Raw genomic sequence first — 16993 nt, 5'->3', positions numbered from 1 at the left:
ATGGGGGCAAGCTCGGGAAGAAACGCGCCCGATCCGCCGTTGATCGCACCGTCGGCCCCCCGAACAAGCCCCACCCCATCGTCGCTGCGAGCGACCTACCGCCGAACGACGCTTGTGGGGCGTCGACGCCGAAGGCCGCGCAGCGTTTTGCTGTACGGCCTTATCCTTCCGTCCGTGATGACAATTCCGTGGCGCGAGCCTGCTACCAGCCAGTTCGGCAACGTCGATCACCTTGGCAAAATCAAGCTCCACGGTGGTTGTTTGACCCGGACCCACCTCGGATTCGACGTCGACGCGCGCGTAACGAAATCTGCCCGTGAGCCGCACTGAGGCAAGAGCCAAGCGACCGCCCTCGGTGGGTTGCGCAAAAGCCCAGAGCTCCCACGATGGGCAAGCGCGGCCCCTCAGCCCGCGCAGTGGTATTCACCTGCCAACCATCCCCCTTCGCAGCCACACGGCCCAGGACATCCTGTCGAACTGCGCAAGAACCTTCGGCAGTTCCCAACGGGTGCGGCCGCCGTGCACCGAAGACTCCGAATCCACCGCGATCCCACCGGTCCCGACACGCCGCACGCAATCGCGGCATCCTCTCTGGCGAGACCCTACGATCTGCGCCCAGAACGCCCGCTTGAGTTCCCTGTGGACCGCATCACCGCTCGACCAGTCAGTGCTGCCGCTCATCCTGGTGGTCGTCCCATCCTGCAACTCCTCGTCGAGGTATTACGTCCACCGGTTGAGCCTGGTAGGTGCGCAGCGGTACATGTTTGGGATCAGTCCTCCAGATACAGCATCGCCCGTCGGCAACGCTAGATCCAGCGTGACACCGAAGCCGTGCTCGCCGGACATCGAGCCCGATTTCTTCGATCCCAACGTCTGCACGTTGCACGCCGGGATGACCCGTAGTGTCGACCTCCTTGCCCCGAAGATCAAAGAAACATCAGTCGGCCAGTCCAGGGTCGCTGCTCCACGTCTCGATTAGCGAACAGACCGCAGTGACCCGAATTCTCAGGTACCGGCATGCCAGTTCGCGACAGTCTCGGCGCCTACCTCGAGTCTCACACAGTCGCCGTGCCCGCCGGGGATTCCGGTTTTCGACGACACCAAGCCGACACGGAAATCTGCCGCCCAGTCAGACACAGGACCGTTGCCCAGGGGCAGACGGGTCTGCATGAGGACCCCGAAGGTGACGCGTCTGCACAGGTCCTGCCCGTGGCGGCGCAGGTGAACACCGGGACTATCCCGGACTACCTATTGCAAATAGATGACGTCTGGACCGTGGTGGCCGGCCGCACGTTCTCGACCACCTCCGGCAATCCCTTGAGGCCATCGCAGACCAGGAAGAACACGTCCCGTGTACCCCGATTTAGAATGTCCGTCAGCAGGGACATCGAAAACTTGGTGCCCTCGCCCCCGGTGCCGGCCCACAACCCGAGCACATCCCGGCGGCCGTCGAGACTGACCTCGATCGCGGCATAGATCGGCCGGTTCGCGACCTGCCCGTCCCGAACCTTGACGACGATCGCATCGATGAAAATCGCCGCGTATACTTCGCCGAGCGGTCGGGCAGCCCAGTCCCATCAATATCGACAGTGGAGGCCTTTGGCTTGCCGTCACCGTTGCTCGCTGAGTTGACCGCCGTGAGTCGGGACCGGAAAAACAAATGGATCAGCCCGCCTGCCGGTGGTGGAGTCCGCCTCAAATCCTTCCCACACAGAACGAGTGAAGCCCCCTGACAGCCTGGAAAGGCCAACAGGAGCTTCATCATTCAAAAGTGCTTCGAGTGAGTTTCGGCTGGGGATCACCAGATTCAACCGCGCAACCAAAGCTGCTCGCGCGTCCGTCTCACACTGCCGACGAAAAGTGCGGCTGTGGAAGTGACAGACTGACTTCATAGAGAACCCTTTATCGTCGTCGATACCCCGAGGCCGGCTCTTGAACCTTCTACCTGGGCTGTCCCTGATCCTAGGTACGGCAGACGTCCAAGTGCAAGAAGCACAATTCCGCTGCAGGCAAGCAAAACGGCCGTGCCGATCAATGCGGGCGTGTAGTTTCCGACTCGGTCTCTGATTGCTCCGTATATAAGCGGCGATATCGTAGTGGAGATCAAGATTGTGCTGTAGAGCAGGCCATACACCCGGCCGTAAGACTTGAATCCGAAGTACTTAGACGCGAAGTAGCCGACCATGTCAATCTCTGCACCCACTGTCAAGCCGATCGCGATCGCCCCGAATATCGATCCCCAGGTTCCAGCGAAGGCGAAGATGAGGGTTGCGACCGCACCTATCGCCATTATCGTCGCTGACACCCGCTGGGCATTGAACGTGTCGAGCAGATATCCTGTGAGAACACGAGACACGGTTAGCGCAATTCCGATAGCACTTGCATACCAAGCCACCCACTGGGCGGATAGACCGTTGTCTCCGAGTATCGATATGAAGTGCAATTGCATTCCGGCACCGGCAATCGCGATGAGTGGGAAGGCTATTGCCAAGACCTTGAACGGTCGCGAGACGATTGCTTCTCGGACTGTCATTCCTATTGCTGTGGTCGAAGTTGACGATTTTTCTTCGCGCTTAACATCGGCCGGGCGACGCTCATTAATCCGAAGCAGCACCAAAACAGTTGGTGCAGCCACTATTGCGACTCCTGCTAGAGCTACGAAGCCTACGCGCCAACCCCGTTCCGCTACTAGAGGCACCAGAATTAGCGGCAAAAAGAAGCCGGAGAGTCCATTGCCAAGCATCGCCAGACCCAGCGCTTTGCCTCGATTGTCAACGAAATTGATAGTGACAACGCGGGCGAAGGGCACGGTCGTTACACCTGCCGAAAGCAAAGCGGTGGCCGCAAACAGGCCAAGGTACAGGGCCAGGTGATCACCCACCCTGCTGAGCAGCAGAAAACAGCCACCCATCGCGAACATCGAGAATGCGGTGATGTTCGAGGTGCGATAACGATCGGCGAACCATCCAACAACGGGGGAGGAGAGAGCCAGCACTACAACGACGATCATAGAGGCGATCGATAGGTCCGTGCGCGACCATCCTAGGTCGACCTGCTGATCACGCATGAAAATCGAGATGGCAGCGACCGGTAATGCGATCGCACCGCAGCCAATGCCAATTATCGAACCGAGAAGGACATTCCAGTGCTGAACGAGTTCATCGCGAAACAATCGCGCCATATCGGGTTTCCTTTCGACGGCGCCGGACAAGGGCGCACTAAACAGGGCACAGGTAGCACCCCCGAGTAATTCCAGCCCGTCACTTTCGACCAGAACCGAAAATTCTTCATTGCAATCTATCCGAAGGTCATCGGTCGCCACCAGAGGGATTTACGCCTGGTGGTACGACTTGACCAGGTCATTAGTCCTGCGGATATCGGCCAAAAGCGAATTCCCATGCATCACGTGGGCGCTATCGAGGCGACAATCCCCTTCCCCTGAAATCGAGTACGCGCACCGATCTAGTGCCCCAAGTTTTTGAAGTCGTTTTACAGCGGGCTTTCGCCAGGATCTGCTCGGCAGTTTTCGACCACACGAAATGCTGCGCCCGCCGATTCCAACCGTTGATGAAGTCCCGGAATTTGCTCTGCAGCTCACGGACACCGCGGTGAATCGATTGGCGTTCGATGATCCCGAACCACAGCTCGATCAGATTCATCCACGACGCAAACGTTGGGGTGAAATGAACATGGATCCGCAGATTCGCCGCCAACCAGTCACAGGTCTCAAGCTTTCTTGTGGGTCGTTTAATTGTTCATCACCAGATGCAGTTCCCGATCCGGATACGCGCGCACCACATGCTTGAGGAAAACAAAAAACTCCTGGTGACGGTGCCGCGGCCGACAGATCCCGGTCACCTTTCCGGTTGCGATCTCCAACGCCACAAACAAAGTGAGCGGTGGCACCACGGCGAATATAGTCGTAAGTTTGCTTCACCGGGATCCTGATCTGCATCGGCAATGCCGGCGCAGTTCGATCTCCCTTACTCCTGTCCCCCATCTTTTCCGTAGAGCTGGAGCCGCAATTCACGTTTGAGGATTTTTCCATAGTTATTCTTGGGGAGATTGTCGACGAATATGTAACGTTTCGGTCGCTTGAATCGGGCAAGATACTGCGTCAGATGAGCATTAAGCACCTCCTCGGAGACATCACCAACTACAAATGCCACCAGGCTTTCCCCCCACTCACGATCGGGTTCGCCGAGCACCGAAACCTCCTGCACTCCAGGATGTTGGATTAGCACTTCTTCAATTTCCCGTGGATAGATGTTCGTTCCCCCACTGATAACAACGTCCTTGGATCGATCGTGGAGTGTCAGAAAGCCACGGGCGTTGAACGACCCCATATCGCCAGTGCGAAGCCAGCCGTCGCGTATTGTCTCGGAAGTCGCCTGCGGATCGTCCCAATAACCCGCCATCACAATATCGCCACGACAGACGATCTCCCCGACCTGTCCGAACTCAGTGGGCAGCCCACTCTCGTCTACAACTGCAACCTCGACGCTCGTTCGCGGATGCCCCACCGATCCGATCACTTCGCTATCGAAGTGGTCAGACCGGCGCAGGGCAGTGATCGTCATTGGCGCTTCGCCCTGCCCGTAAATTTGGACAAACACTGATCCGAAAGCCGTCATCGCAGATCGAAGAGTTTCTACGTGCATCGGGCCTCCGCCGTATATCAGAGTACGCAGGTTCGCTGGCCTACCACGGCCAGTTTCAGTTAGGCGGTGAATCATGGTCGGCGCCAAGAAAGCGGTGGCTCCAGGATGGTATTCGCACATGTCGAGAAACTCATGTGGCTGAAAAGCGGCCGACTCGGGAATCACTTGCCTAGCACCTCTCGCCACATATGGCGCGATGTACATTCCCGAACCATGGGACATGGGGGCGGCGTGTACGAGGCTACAGTTCTCGTCTGGGTTATCGATGTCAGCGAGGTGAGCCAAGGTCATTGTCGTGAGATTACGATGGGTGAGCATCGCTCCCTTGGAACGGCCGGTGGTACCGCTGGTGTAGAACAGCCACGCCAACGTCGCCGGATCCGTAACCGGCGACTCCGCGGGTAGCGCATCAAATAGCACTTGATATTGGTCTCCACCGAGAACCTGGATGGGTGCGGATGTAGCCGGGCTAAGCCGCTCGGCGATGCGGGGTGAGGCAAAGATCGAACAGGCACCAGAGTCGACAGCAATCTGATCAACCTCGCCCTCATGTAATTTGAAGTTGATCGGGACGAGCACACATTCGGCCGCCCAGACACCGAAAAACAGTTCAACTAATTCAGGTCGGTTTTCACTGACAACAGCGATGCGCGCGCCAGGCCCGTGTTTTTGACGAATAGTCGATGCCAATCGCAGCGCACGGTCCCGCAATTCGCTCCACGTATACAGCTGGTCAATACCGTGAAATACCGCGCCCCGCTCATTAAAACGTTGAGCCGTTTGATCGAGAAAGCTGAATATATTCAAGACAATTCATCCACTCATGTGAGGAGAACAACGTAACGAAGAACTGGTGTGCGAGTCTGTCGTCAGCTCGGTTCCCCTCATGCCGGAACCGAGCTGACGGAGACTCATCACCATCGGTCAATGACGCATGGCGTACCAATCAGTCTGTTGCAGAGTCAATGCCATTGTCGGCATCTCTGGAGTCTCCGGATCAATTTCACGATATCTTTGGTACACGTTGACTACGATTCTCTCCGAGTCCAGCCAATGTGCATACTCGCCAAGGTCGAAGCTCTCTGCGGTTTCCTGATATGTGAGCCCCTTGGCAAACCCGGCGTCCGTTTCTGCGACGACATACTCAAAGTAGCTCTTAACCTCGCGAATGCCATCGCCATCGGTGACTGGGCCGTGACCTGGCACTACAGTGGAAGCGTCGAGCTCAAGCATCTTGTCGCACGCTGCGATCCAGTTGCTGATCGGCCCTTCCCAGACGATCGGGGTGCATCCGATGAATAGAAGGTCGCCGGCGAAGAGTACATCCGCGTCCGGTACGTGGACTACTGAATCCGCGGCCGTGTGAGCTGGCCCGAGATTGAGAATGTGGACTGTTCGCCCGCCGAGTTCTACGGTCAGGCGGTCGTCAAATGTTCGGTCGGCGTTGCGGAGCTCGATTCCCCCAAAGTTGAATGATTCGAAACGATCTCGAAAGTAGGGTGTCGCGGTCGGGCTGAGGTCAGCGGTCTGCAGCATGGCATACATAGCTGGTGGCATTTCTTTCGAAATCTCAACGGCTGTGGCACTTGCAGCGATGATCTCCACGTCCGCGCTCAGGAGTTGGTTTCCGTGAGTGTGGTCGCCGTTGGAGTGAGTCAACATCAAACGGCGGATCGGCGCTTTGTCAGTTATGGGCCGCATTCCATCAAGCATTTCGCGCGTTAGTGTCAAGTCGTACAGGGTATCGATCAGCATGGATTCGCCCTCGCCGACCACTAGGCCCGAGTTGCTCAATCCGTAACCGCCGTTCGGTTGAAGCCAGGCCCACAAACCCTTACCAACCTCATGAAGCCCCTTGGTGAAAGGCATAGAAGTCGGAGCGGTATTAATATGTTGTACGGGTTTGGCTCCAGGTTTGACGCGCGTTGGCAGCGGATGCGGCGCGGGTGCACTTCGGGTTGTCTGGCGCGTTTCGCCCAATGCCTCCACCTGCAGTGTCACGACATCACCATCGCGCAGCCATCCGCGGAAAGAGCTCGGGTTCGCGAGGCTCAATTGTTCGACCAGTGTGCACGTTGGAACTGTTCCAGAGCCGAACACATCGCCTGCCTGTAGCGGCACTCCGCGTGAGGCGTAAGAAATGACCTCCGCGAATGTCCAATCCATACCTTGAGTGGTGCCCCGCCCAATCACTTCATCATTCACCAGCGCGGTCACTTTGAGGTCAAGGCGCCCATCTGCACTGCGGGTCTCCAATTCATCGGGCGTCACAAGGAATGGACCGAGCGTGACACCACTGTCTTTCCCCTTCGACTGTCCGATGCCGAGCTGACTGTCGAACTGTTGTAGGTCCCTCGCCGACCAGTCGTTCAAGATGGTGTAACCAATGATCGCCTCCTGAGCCTCTTCAATCGTCAGGTCCGCGCCGGCTGCACCGACAACGGCAGCGATCTCAAGTTCGAAGTCCTGCCAAGCAGATCCAGGAGCCATGGGCACATCATCGTGAGGACCGAAGACTGTGGCTGTACATGCAAAATAGAATGCCGGAACTCTGTACCAAGTGTCACTCAGCTCCCGCGAGCCGAGCACCTGTTGAACGTTGCGCATGTGGTCGAGAAAGCACAAACAGTCGCGGATCGACGCGGGTTGAAGTGGGGACAATAATTTGACCGCACTGATCTCGTCCACTCGGCTCGGATCGGCCAGCGCGGCTTCACCTGTTCCGCGAAGGGCATCGGCACCCAACGCAATCAGATCATTCAGTGAATCACCGTCCGGGGCTGCATGAATCACGTTCCCCGACACAACTCCGACTCGCACAGCTCCGTCAACCTCGTACGTTGCCCACTTCATCGTGACACCTTCCAATCGCCCAAATCGCTGTGACATCCCTCTGTGTTGATCACCATAGAGTATGCTGGTCGGCATGTAAATGGTTGGTGAGCTAGGATTTTGATATGGGTGGACGCCGCACAGAGACCAGTCGGGAAAGCAAAGAGATCCTGGTGAGGTCAGCAACAAAACTCTTTGCCGAACAAGGATTCCGCAGAACGAGCTTCGAAGACATCGCGGCAGACTCGGGGATCAGCCGCGGTTCAATCCCCTGGCATTTCGGCAACAAAACAGGCCTCTTGCGAGCCGTGATCGATGCAATGACGACCAAGGTGGACGACCAGCTTCGGCGGGCGTCCGGATTCGACGAGGGAATCCGGTGCATGATTGAGGTCGCTCGACAGCCAGATGCGCGACTGCTAATCACCCTCATGGCTGAGGCAGTTGAGCCTGGTTCTCCCGTGCACGATTTCTACGCGACACTGCAAGCGAACCTGAGAAAGTGGATGGGAACGTGGACTGCCAGCATTGCTATTCCCGACGGGGTCAGTCGCGAGGACATAAATGCGATACTCGTCGGTACCTTCATCGGCCTACATCAGCAGTGGCGAATCAGTCCTGATGTCGTCGATCTTGAACGCGGGCTTCTCGCACTAGGGAGCATCGCGTCAGCCATCGCATCATCGGTGGATCTGAAGAGCTCTGGGTAACTCCTTCAGAACAAGTTCCGCATGCCTCATTCACCAGTACCACCAGGGGAACTTGCGCCCTGTCAGAGAGTATTGACGGTGCCGTAAATCTGCTCGGCGTCGGCGATCTGCTGTCGGAAAGCGTCATCCGACGTCGTGTCAGTCAAGGCAATGACGGCCCACCCCTGGCCGTCGACGCGAAGTACCACCGCGAGCGTCAACTTCCCGCGGATCGCGATGTCGTCGAAGACCTGGTTGTACGTCTCGGTGATCACGGCTTGGTGTCCGTCGACCGTAGCGGGTCTAGATGTGATGTTATCGTCGAAGGTGGCGGCGTCGAACGAAGTCGGCCTGCGTCTCAAGCGCTTCCGCGGCATCGAGATCAGGACTGGCGTTCTTCGACGTGAATCCCTCAGAATATAGGTGCGAGTTGGTTTGCCGTCCCGGACGTGGCGATCGTGAGTTGTGATGTCGACACCAGGAAGATCCAAGTCGCTCACGATGCAACCGATTCACCGCTCGGTCTCCGGTGTGAGCGAAAAACAGGCAGTCACCCAAGGAACCGCATGCGGCGCGCAATCGCCAATACTGACCTGCATCAGCTGACTGGGAAGGTACGGGGATCAATCGACCTTAAACTGAGTCGAGGACTTGCTCGCGACGAAAGGCGCGAAGTCCGAACCAATTTGTAAGTGCCGCCCATCGGTCAAATAAGTACACAGCGCTTCCTGATCAGCGAATACGGCGGCAATACCGTAGTCAGCAGTTCCCGGGCGCAAATCCAGGTCAATTCCGTGCCGGTAGGACTCGATGCCGGGGAACGTAGCCGAGAAGGATTCAAGCGCGTCGTACATCGCATCGACCGTCTCCGAGGTGACGTTCGAACTGAACTTGAAGGTGACTACATGACAGATGGGCATTGCGTTCCGTTCTGCGGGTGATTGTTCAGGTGTTGGTGGAGTGGGATCCGGCCATGAGGGCTGCGAGGTCCTCGGATTCTCACACCGGTCCGCCCCCGTAATTCGTCAAGAGCACGACGGCGCAGGCCACGCGCATTCGCCGCCCGAACTTCGCGTGCCATGTGCGGATCGTCTCGTGCGAGACGACGATGCTGCGGGCGAGCATCAGTTCTGCGACGTCGCGCAAGCTCAAGGCGAACCGATAGTACAGCCACACGCATTGCGCGATGACCGCCACGGATAGCGGTGCCGCTTGTACAGCGACCGCGACGTCCGCAAAGCCGCCGTTGTCTCGTCTCCACGACTCATCCGATCATCATCCCCGACTCACGGCCCAACTGAGAGTTGAATCGCACCGGAATTTCCAGAGACCTTGATGTGCAACATATTTCGTTGAGCCGGGATATATTGCTGCGGGCTGACGTGTGAAGTGTACGTTCTCGAACTCGATCGGTGTCAGCATCCCGAGAGCACTGTGCCGACCTTGGCGATTGTGGAAGATCTCGAGGTACTCGAACATGGCATTGGCCAGTTCGATCCTCGTTATCCATCTCCTTCGATTCAAGCGAGGTTTGCATTCTGCCCCAGAATTATTCGATGACGGCATTGTCATAGAAATCGCCGATCGCTCCCATCGACGGGACCAGGCCCGAGTCGTGCGCCCGGCGGGTGAACGCCCACGGCACAAACAGTCTCACTGTCAGAGTGAATCAAACTGCCGGGTGTCGGAGCGCGATTCGAAATGGCTATTCCCACGTGAAGGTGTGCGTTCGTGTTCCAGGGCCGCGGCGACAGTGACACAGTGAAGTGCGAACGTTCTCGTCGATGACCGCAGATCTGCTGGCCATGCGGGATCGGCTGATATCGGAACACGTGAGCGTGGTCGGCATGGAAGCGACCGGTGCGTACTGGAAGCCGATCTTCTACCTGCTCGAATCCGACGTCGAGTGTTGGCTGCTCAACGCCCGACACATGAAGACCGTCCCCGGGCGCAAGACCGACGTCAAAGACTCCGAGTGGATCGCGAAACTCGTCGAGCACGGGCTGGTACGACCGAGCTTCGTTCCCCCTCAACCCATCCGGCAGCTACGGGACCTGACTCGGTACTGCACCGAAGTCGTGCGTGAACGCACCCGCGAGATACAGCGTCTGCACAATCTGCTCGAAGATGCCGGTATCAAGTTGACCACCGTCGTCTCCGACGTGATGGGAAAATCCGGCCGTGCGATGCTCGAGGCTTTGATCGCGGGTGAACACGACCCGGTGTCCTGGCGGAGTTGGCGTTGGGGCATCTACGGGTCAAACGAGTTTCGCTGATCGAAGCCCCGACGGGACGGTTCACCGACCATCACGGTTTCCTCGCTCGCGCCATGCTCGACCGCATCGACTCCGTCACCGAAATTGCAGTCACGTGTCGACGCCCGCATCGACGAACTCGTGGAACCGTATCGCCGCAAGATCGAACTGTTGGCCACGGTCCCCGGCGTCAGCGAACACGCCGCCGAGTCGATCCTCGCCGAGATCGGGGCCGACATCACACAGTTCCCCACCGCCGGGCATCTCGCATCCTGGGCGGGTGTGTGTCCGGGCAACAACGAGTCTGCGGGCAAAACTCCTCCGGGACGACGAGGCCGGGTGATCCTTGGCTCAAAGGTGTTCTGGGACAGGCATCAATCGCCGCATATCGAGGTAAAGACAGCTACCTCGGTGCGCGCTACCGACGGGTGATGGCGCGGCGTGGGCGCAAACGTGCACTCGTCGCACTGCAGCATTCGATCCTTGTCGCCGTCTGGCACATGTTTACCCATGACACCCTCTACCGAGATCTCGGCGGGAACTACTTCCTTGAACGAACCGGGAAAACCCGGGCCACCCGGCGTCTGATCGGCCAACTCAACCACCTCGGCTACCAGGTCACACTTGATCCGATCACCACCATGTGACCCGAGTTACCAGCGCGCCTCACCCCGATTTTCGTATCAGTGGTCAAGCCGTTGCGAGACGCCGGGCGGCCAATCTCGTTGAGCCGTCCTAACGGCGGCAAACACTAACGAGCCATACCCGACGTCTCCGGGCCGGTCGAGAACCTACGACGTCTCCGATCCGCGCCCTTCCACCGTAAGGAACTCCAACGGGCTGTTGCGGGACTACTTCCCCAAGGGCACCGACCTGAGCGTGCATTCGCCGCAGCATCTCCTGGCGGTCGAGAACGAACTCAATCTCCGACCCCGCCGAGTTATCCAAGACTGCACTCCCACAGAACTATTCGAGCCACTGCTAACCTCAAGCCACGTCAACTGTTGCAACGATGACTAGAACCCGCCCCGTCGTTAACACGCGCACGAGCGATCCACACTGTCGGAGTGTCGTTGGCAATTCGGGGCAGTCAGCGCACAGATGTTACAAATCGATTTCGGGTGTAAATTTTTGGAATTCCGTACGTACGAACGTCATGACGTTGCTACATTCTCTGTATGGCTTGGGATGACGAAGACCTCGTGGTGGGAGCGATTCCACTGTGGTTTCAGATCAGTGAACGGCTGGTGACCGCGCTCGACAAGGGCGAGTTCACCGTCGGCGATGCTCTGCCGTCGGAGGCGGAACTCAATCGTCGATTCGAGGTGAGCCGCACGACTGCACGCGCAGCGCTCGATCACCTCGAGACTCAGGGTTTGATCGAACGCCGGTCCGGTCGCGGCTCGATCGTATTGCCGCCCAGAGTCGATCAATCCCTGCAACGCATGTCCAGCTTCGCCGAGGACATGCACGCACGAGGGTGGATACCGGGTTACGCAGAGCCGAACGCAAGCATCGTCCGCGCCTCAGGAGATGTCGCCACAGTACTGAACATCGACAGGTCGACACGCGTGGTGTTCTTCTCTCGTCTCCTGCTCGCCAACAGCGAACCCATCGGAGTCAGTGAGTCCTGGCTGTCGCCCGCTGCAGTTCCAGCGCGCAAGTCCGAAATGACGCGTGTCACCGAAGCGACATCGTTGTACACCTGGCTCGAGACCGAACGAGGATTCCGCGTATCGAGTGGTACCGAGGTCATCGAAGCAGGCATCGCAGGCGAAATGCTGTCCGAGCGGCTCAGAATCGACATCGGCGCCCCTGTGCTGATTGCCAGGCGTATCGCATTCGATGCGGATGGTGTCCCGATCGAGTATGTCTGCCGTCACTACCGCGCCGACCGGTATCGATACCGCACCGAACTGCAACGACGATGAACCCTCAACGAGCACTCTTCGTCGGAGACATCAGCTGGGACACAACAGTAGTCGTTCCTCACCTTCCTGGTCCCGACGAGAAGGTGGTTGCCTCGAGTCTGGTCGAGAACGTCGGTGGCGTCACGACGAACGCTGCGATCGCCTGTTCACGAGCAGGCACTTTGGTCACCCTCACGACCACGGTCGGAGCGGACATGGCCGGAAGCTCGGCACTGTCCGCAGTCGAATCGACCGGCGTGATTCTGACGGCGACGACCGTACCGAACCGTGCCACGTGCCGCGCCATTATCACCCTTGATTCCGCAGGCGAGAAGCGGTTGGTGCTGGCCCCGAACGCTGCCATGTACCCAGCTCTGTCTCAGCTCAACCGCATGAACGTGGCGGGTTCGGCCTGGATGCACACCGCTCTGTACGACCTGGATGCAGCGGCCGTTGCCATCGATCGTGCCCGCATCGCGTCGGTGCCGTGGTCGATCGACCTCGAACCTGCCACCATTCCCGCATACCTCGACGAACTCGAACCTCATCTTCGGGGATGCACCACGGTGTTCGCGAACAGTCGCACGGGGAGGCGGCTCGGTGACTCGATGGTCGGCGATCTACTTCGGCTCGGCGTGCACGAAGTCGTCGAGACGCTGGGGCCGCACGGTGCCGTCCTCACCACCTCGGACCGTGTGACGCCAGTTACTCCACCGAAATCAATTGGCCCGGTGCTGGATACGACAGGTGCAGGAGATGCTCTCGCGGGCTGGTTCGTTTCCGACCGCGTCGAGGGGAAGTCAGCTGTCGATGCCCTTCGCACTGCGGTGGATGCAGCTTCGTACACCGTGCAATTCCACGGCGCTTCCTCCTCCTACCCGACCCGCTGCACTCTCACGGCACACCATGTTCGACTGCAACGAGAAAGGTTTTCCACATGACCCCTCCCAAGGTTCATCCCGTTCGCCCGAGCGCACTGCGTGAGATTTTTGCCCGGCCCAAGCCGATCATCGGCGTTGTCCATCTCGGGCCCCTTCCTGGTTCACCTCGATACAACGGTGAACGAGTCAGGGACATCTATGCCGATGCGGTCCGGGACGCGAAAGCTCTCGCAGCAGGTGGAATCGACGGCATCATGGTCGAGAACGCGAGCGATATGCCGTTCTCGCGGCCGGAGGACATCGGCCATGAGACCGTCGCAGCACTGACCGCGGCCTGCATCGAGATCACTGACGCGGTCGATACTCCCATCGGGATCACCTGTGTCGCCAACGGCGTCATCCCTGGCCTTGCTGTCGCCAAAGCAACTGGTGCTCAATGGGTGCGAGCGAATCAGTGGGTCAATGCCTACATCGCGAACGAAGGGTTCATGAACGGGCCTGCCGCGCCCGCCCTCCGCTACCGCAAAGCCATCGGCGCCGCCGACGTCGCCATTCTCGCCGATGTCCACGTGAAGTTCGGAGCCCATGCCATCACCGCCGATCGCAGCATCTCCGAACAAGCAACCGATGCCGAATGGTTCGACGCCGACGTACTCATCGCGACCGGAACTCGCACCGGTTCCCCGACCAGCCCCGCCGAAGTAGAAGACGTACGAGCAGGAACGAACCTCCCGGTCATCGTCGGATCCGGCATGGATCCGGAGCAACTGGGGGCGCTCTTCGAGGTGGCCGACGGGGCGATCGTCGGACAATGGCTCAAAGAGGATGGCCTCTGGTGGAACCGTGTCGATCAGGGGCGGGTGGAGAAACTGATGGCGGCAGCGGACGCCTTCAGGCAGGTATCGGCATGAGCGTTGAGGTCAGTGCCGAGACCGAGGTATTCGGTCTCGACACCGACGGCTGGGCGATCACATTCTTCACCGCCCGCATCCGCCCGACACCCATCGACGATGACACCCGTCAACGACTGTGGGCCGCGATCGTTGCACTGCGAGATGCAGGGTGGAGGACTTCGATCGCCGAAATGTTCACAACCACCGACGATGTCTCTGTCTATCGAGCCGGTTTCGCACACGACATCGATTTCGTCGGAGCGTTCGAGGCACCAACTCTGGCGGAGGCACACGCAGGAATCGAGCGCCTCGAAAAAGCAGGCTGGGACGCCATGTTCGAGACGAGCTGGATTGTCGGGCGGCGCGAATTCCTACCGGTGCACAGCACGATCGGAAGAAACCCGGATTCTCCGTGGGCATACTTCGCCCTGTGGGAATGGAACGACGCGTGGCAAGCCGCGACACCGCATGAACGCGCCGAGTACGACATCGAGTGCGACGAGGCCTTCTCCTCGGACGTCGGCTCCGGAATCAGTATCGCCGGTCGGCACCGTTTCGACCCTGCCAGTTCGTGGCACCACCTGGGAATCTGGGAGGTTCCGGACCTTGCCCTACTCGACCACGCGATGGGCATGCACGAGAAAGTCGCTGACTTCAAGTTCACCACCTCGCGCCACTACATCGGACGAAAGCACAGTCTGTCCGACATTCTGGGAGTACACCGATGAACACACCGAACGCTAACAGCACCATATGGATTCACCACGCGCGAGCGCGCAGCAGCTGGTACGAACTCGACGCCGAAGCCAAAACCACCTACGCGGAACGATGGCGCGCAATCGACGCAGCAGCGATCGCTAACGGCGCCACGAGCACCGGCTCGCACACCGTGCGAGGACAATCCGACTACTCCACGGTCGAGGTGTGGACCTTCGACAGCTACGACGCGGCATACGACTTCTGGGAACAGAAGGTCACCGCCGAATACGGCCGCTGGTTCGTCTTCGCCAACAGCGTCGGAGCCAAGGCGGACACATGAGCGCCCCGCTGCTCACAGCCCGAGGCATAACCAAGAAATACGGTTCGGTCACTGCCCTGGCAGGTGCTGACCTCACGGTGTATCCCGGGGAAGTGTGCTCCTTGGTCGGCGACAACGGGGCCGGCAAGTCGACCCTGGTGAAGATTCTGTCCGGAGCAGAAACACCGACTTCGGGAACGATCAGTGTCGGCGGAACCGACGTTCATCTACCCAACCCTGCCGCTGCTCAGGAAAAGGGCATCGCCACCGTCTTTCAGGATCTGGCGCTGGCACCGGAACTCGATGCCACCGAGAACATGTACCTCGGACGCGAACTCCTCCGGCCGGGAATCCTTGGGAGAGTCGGCGTACTGGACCGAGCCACGATGAAACGCGATGCTGCCGAACAGTTCTCGAAACTGGGTATCACCCTGCGATCACCGACCGTGTCCGTCGGATCCCTGTCCGGTGGACAGCGCCAATCGGTCGCCATCGCACGAGCAGCGAAATGGGCCGACAACGTCATCTTCCTCGACGAGCCCACTGCAGCACTGGGTGTGGTGCAGACCGATCGCGTACTACGCCTCGTCCGTCAAGTTGCCGATCAAGGTCTGGGCGTGGTCCTGATCACGCACAACATGACCCACGTCGTAGACGTATCCGACCGTGTCGAAGTCCTGCGCCTGGGCGGCACCGTCGCACGTTTCACCCGCGGCGAGGCAACAGTTCAGAAACTCGTCGAAGCAATGACCAGCGGAACCACCTCCCCACAGGAGAACCCATGACCACCGTCGATCCACGGCCCGAGGCCGTCGTACCGGAGAAGCAGCACCAGACACTCCAGCAGAAGCTGGCAAGCAAACTCGGCAGCAGTTGGGTGCTGCTGTTCCTGATCGTTCTCGTGGCCGTGTTCACGGTCCTTCGCCCCAGCCAGTTCGCAAGCTCGTACAACCTCTCCACCCTTGCCATCGACGCCGCCGTCCTGCTCGTTCTCGCAGTTGGACAGACCTACGTGATCATCACAGCTGGAATCGACCTCTCGGTCGGCTCCGTGCTCGTGTTCTCCTCGGTCGTCGGAGCCAAGGTCATGCTTGCGCTGTCGGGCTCGGACGGGTCCACCTACGGCACCACCGACGGCAGTTGGGGCGTCATCGCAATCGGACTGCTGGCATCGGTTGCCGCCGGCACGATATTCGGACTGATCAACGGATTCCTCATTGCCCGCGCCCGCATTCCAGCGTTGATCGTGACGCTGGGAACGATGGGCATCGCACTCGGAGCAGCACAGATCATCACCAACGGACAAGACGTGCGCGCCGTACCCGAACTGCTCATCACCCACATCGGTACAGGCGCTGTCGCGGGAATACCCGTTCTCGTCGTCATCGCGGTCCTCGTCGCGGCCATCGCGGGCGCCGTTCTCGCATTCACCCGATTCGGGACCTGGACGTACGCAGTAGGTTCCAGCTCCGAAGCAGCCCGCCGATCCGGGGTCCCGCTCCGCGCACAGATCATCAAGGTCTACGCCATCTCGGGAGCGCTCGCAGGCCTGGCCGGGATGATGTCCGTCGCACGATTTTCCACGACCACGATCGGCGGACACACCGCAGACAACCTCGCGACGATCTCCGCCGTCGTACTAGGAGGAACGAGCCTGTTCGGCGGCATCGGCTCCATCGTCGGCACCATCATCGGTGTCTTCATTCCCATCGTGCTGCTCAACGGGTTCGTCATCCTCGGAATTCCACCGTTCTGGCAGACCGTCGCCATGGGCGCAGTACTCATCCTCGCCGTCTACGTCGACCAGATCAAACGCCGAAACCGCAACCTCAGCTGAACACCTCTACCGGACAA

The 16993-nt window shown here is 59.2% G+C and carries 19 protein-coding genes and 3 pseudogenes; 12 read left to right on the top strand and 10 right to left on the bottom strand.

Going from position 1 to position 16993, the window contains the following annotated elements; genetic code table 11:
* Positions 1-95: 95 nt before the first annotated feature.
* The 6 genes and pseudogenes from EEB13_RS32210 to EEB13_RS30105 all read right to left on the bottom strand — a co-directional run.
* Positions 96-567 (bottom strand): annotated as a pseudogene (locus EEB13_RS32210) (hypothetical protein); the annotation flags it as partial.
* A gap of 438 nt (positions 568-1005) precedes the next feature.
* Positions 1006-1170: a hypothetical protein gene (locus EEB13_RS31840; protein ID WP_222839829.1), complete on the bottom strand. Its 165-nt coding sequence runs from the start codon at positions 1168-1170 to the stop codon at positions 1006-1008.
* 86 nt (positions 1171-1256) lie between these two features.
* Positions 1257-1571, bottom strand: a pseudogene (locus EEB13_RS30125) (transposase); the annotation flags it as partial.
* 317 nt (positions 1572-1888) lie between these two features.
* The gene (locus EEB13_RS30120) at positions 1889-3322 is read right to left on the bottom strand and encodes an MFS transporter (protein ID WP_141486950.1); all 1434 of its coding nucleotides are present in this window, start codon (positions 3320-3322) and stop codon (positions 1889-1891) included.
* 661 nt (positions 3323-3983) lie between these two features.
* Positions 3984-5468 (bottom strand): AMP-binding protein, encoded by a 1485-nt coding sequence (locus tag EEB13_RS30110; protein ID WP_045063443.1) that lies wholly within the window; start codon positions 5466-5468, stop codon positions 3984-3986.
* Positions 5469-5585: 117 nt separating this feature from the next.
* Positions 5586-7514, bottom strand: coding sequence for a fumarylacetoacetate hydrolase family protein (locus tag EEB13_RS30105; RefSeq protein ID WP_045063445.1), 1929 nt, complete (start codon positions 7512-7514; stop codon positions 5586-5588).
* Between the two features lie 152 nt (positions 7515-7666).
* On the opposite strand from EEB13_RS30105, the gene EEB13_RS30100 reads away from it, so the two are divergent.
* Entirely contained in the window at positions 7667-8203 is a 537-nt protein-coding gene (locus EEB13_RS30100; protein WP_239654555.1) for a TetR/AcrR family transcriptional regulator, read from the top strand.
* A gap of 62 nt (positions 8204-8265) precedes the next feature.
* Here EEB13_RS30100 and EEB13_RS30095 read toward each other — a convergent pair whose 3' ends face one another.
* The 4 genes from EEB13_RS30095 to EEB13_RS32510 form a co-directional block, all read right to left on the bottom strand.
* Positions 8266-8457 carry a hypothetical protein gene (locus EEB13_RS30095; RefSeq protein WP_141486949.1) on the bottom strand — a complete coding sequence of 64 codons (192 nt, stop codon included), beginning with the start codon at positions 8455-8457 and terminating at the stop codon, positions 8266-8268.
* A gap of 348 nt (positions 8458-8805) precedes the next feature.
* Positions 8806-9102 (bottom strand): Dabb family protein, encoded by a 297-nt coding sequence (locus tag EEB13_RS30090; protein WP_141486948.1) that lies wholly within the window; start codon positions 9100-9102, stop codon positions 8806-8808.
* A gap of 79 nt (positions 9103-9181) precedes the next feature.
* Positions 9182-9379, bottom strand: coding sequence for an IS6 family transposase (locus EEB13_RS32200; RefSeq protein WP_045063454.1), 198 nt, complete (start codon positions 9377-9379; stop codon positions 9182-9184).
* A 78-nt stretch (positions 9380-9457) separates the two neighbouring features.
* The gene (locus EEB13_RS32510) at positions 9458-9748 is read right to left on the bottom strand and encodes an IS3 family transposase (protein ID WP_353805968.1); all 291 of its coding nucleotides are present in this window, start codon (positions 9746-9748) and stop codon (positions 9458-9460) included.
* A 218-nt stretch (positions 9749-9966) separates the two neighbouring features.
* On the opposite strand from EEB13_RS32510, the gene EEB13_RS32505 reads away from it, so the two are divergent.
* From EEB13_RS32505 to EEB13_RS30040, 11 genes and pseudogenes are all read left to right on the top strand, one after another.
* Complete coding sequence (locus EEB13_RS32505) at positions 9967-10458, top strand: transposase (RefSeq protein ID WP_410055788.1); 492 nt, start codon at positions 9967-9969, stop codon at positions 10456-10458.
* A gap of 84 nt (positions 10459-10542) precedes the next feature.
* A complete protein-coding gene (locus EEB13_RS32500) occupies positions 10543-10869 on the top strand; it encodes a transposase (RefSeq protein ID WP_410055787.1) in 327 nt (108 codons plus the stop codon).
* On the top strand, positions 10869-11084 hold the full coding sequence (locus tag EEB13_RS32495; protein ID WP_410055786.1) for a hypothetical protein: 216 nt from the start codon (positions 10869-10871) through the stop codon (positions 11082-11084). The genes EEB13_RS32500 and EEB13_RS32495 overlap by 1 nt, the downstream gene beginning before the upstream one ends.
* Positions 11085-11265: 181 nt before the next feature.
* Positions 11266-11457, top strand: a pseudogene (locus EEB13_RS32195) (hypothetical protein); the annotation flags it as partial.
* A gap of 158 nt (positions 11458-11615) precedes the next feature.
* The gene (locus EEB13_RS30070) at positions 11616-12368 is read left to right on the top strand and encodes a GntR family transcriptional regulator (protein ID WP_045063456.1); all 753 of its coding nucleotides are present in this window, start codon (positions 11616-11618) and stop codon (positions 12366-12368) included.
* Positions 12365-13288, top strand: coding sequence for a carbohydrate kinase family protein (locus tag EEB13_RS30065; protein ID WP_045063458.1), 924 nt, complete (start codon positions 12365-12367; stop codon positions 13286-13288). The genes EEB13_RS30070 and EEB13_RS30065 overlap by 4 nt, the downstream gene beginning before the upstream one ends.
* A complete protein-coding gene (locus tag EEB13_RS30060; RefSeq protein WP_045063460.1) occupies positions 13285-14139 on the top strand; it encodes a BtpA/SgcQ family protein in 855 nt (284 codons plus the stop codon). Before EEB13_RS30065 ends, EEB13_RS30060 begins: the two co-directional genes overlap by 4 nt.
* A complete protein-coding gene (locus EEB13_RS30055) occupies positions 14136-14849 on the top strand; it encodes a hypothetical protein (protein WP_045063462.1) in 714 nt (237 codons plus the stop codon). The genes EEB13_RS30060 and EEB13_RS30055 overlap by 4 nt, the downstream gene beginning before the upstream one ends.
* A complete protein-coding gene (locus EEB13_RS30050; protein ID WP_045063464.1) occupies positions 14846-15160 on the top strand; it encodes a hypothetical protein in 315 nt (104 codons plus the stop codon). Before EEB13_RS30055 ends, EEB13_RS30050 begins: the two co-directional genes overlap by 4 nt.
* Complete coding sequence (locus tag EEB13_RS30045; protein ID WP_045063466.1) at positions 15157-15924, top strand: ATP-binding cassette domain-containing protein; 768 nt, start codon at positions 15157-15159, stop codon at positions 15922-15924. The genes EEB13_RS30050 and EEB13_RS30045 overlap by 4 nt, the downstream gene beginning before the upstream one ends.
* Positions 15921-16976 (top strand): ABC transporter permease, encoded by a 1056-nt coding sequence (locus tag EEB13_RS30040; RefSeq protein WP_045063468.1) that lies wholly within the window; start codon positions 15921-15923, stop codon positions 16974-16976. Before EEB13_RS30045 ends, EEB13_RS30040 begins: the two co-directional genes overlap by 4 nt.
* The last annotated feature ends 17 nt before the right edge of the window (positions 16977-16993 follow it).

It is taken from the genome of Rhodococcus sp. WS3, assembly GCF_003797085.1.
GTDB classification, from domain to species: domain Bacteria; phylum Actinomycetota; class Actinomycetes; order Mycobacteriales; family Mycobacteriaceae; genus Rhodococcus_F; species Rhodococcus_F globerula.
Note: the sequence above shows the minus strand (reverse complement) of the source record. Positions and strands in the feature narration are given on the sequence as shown.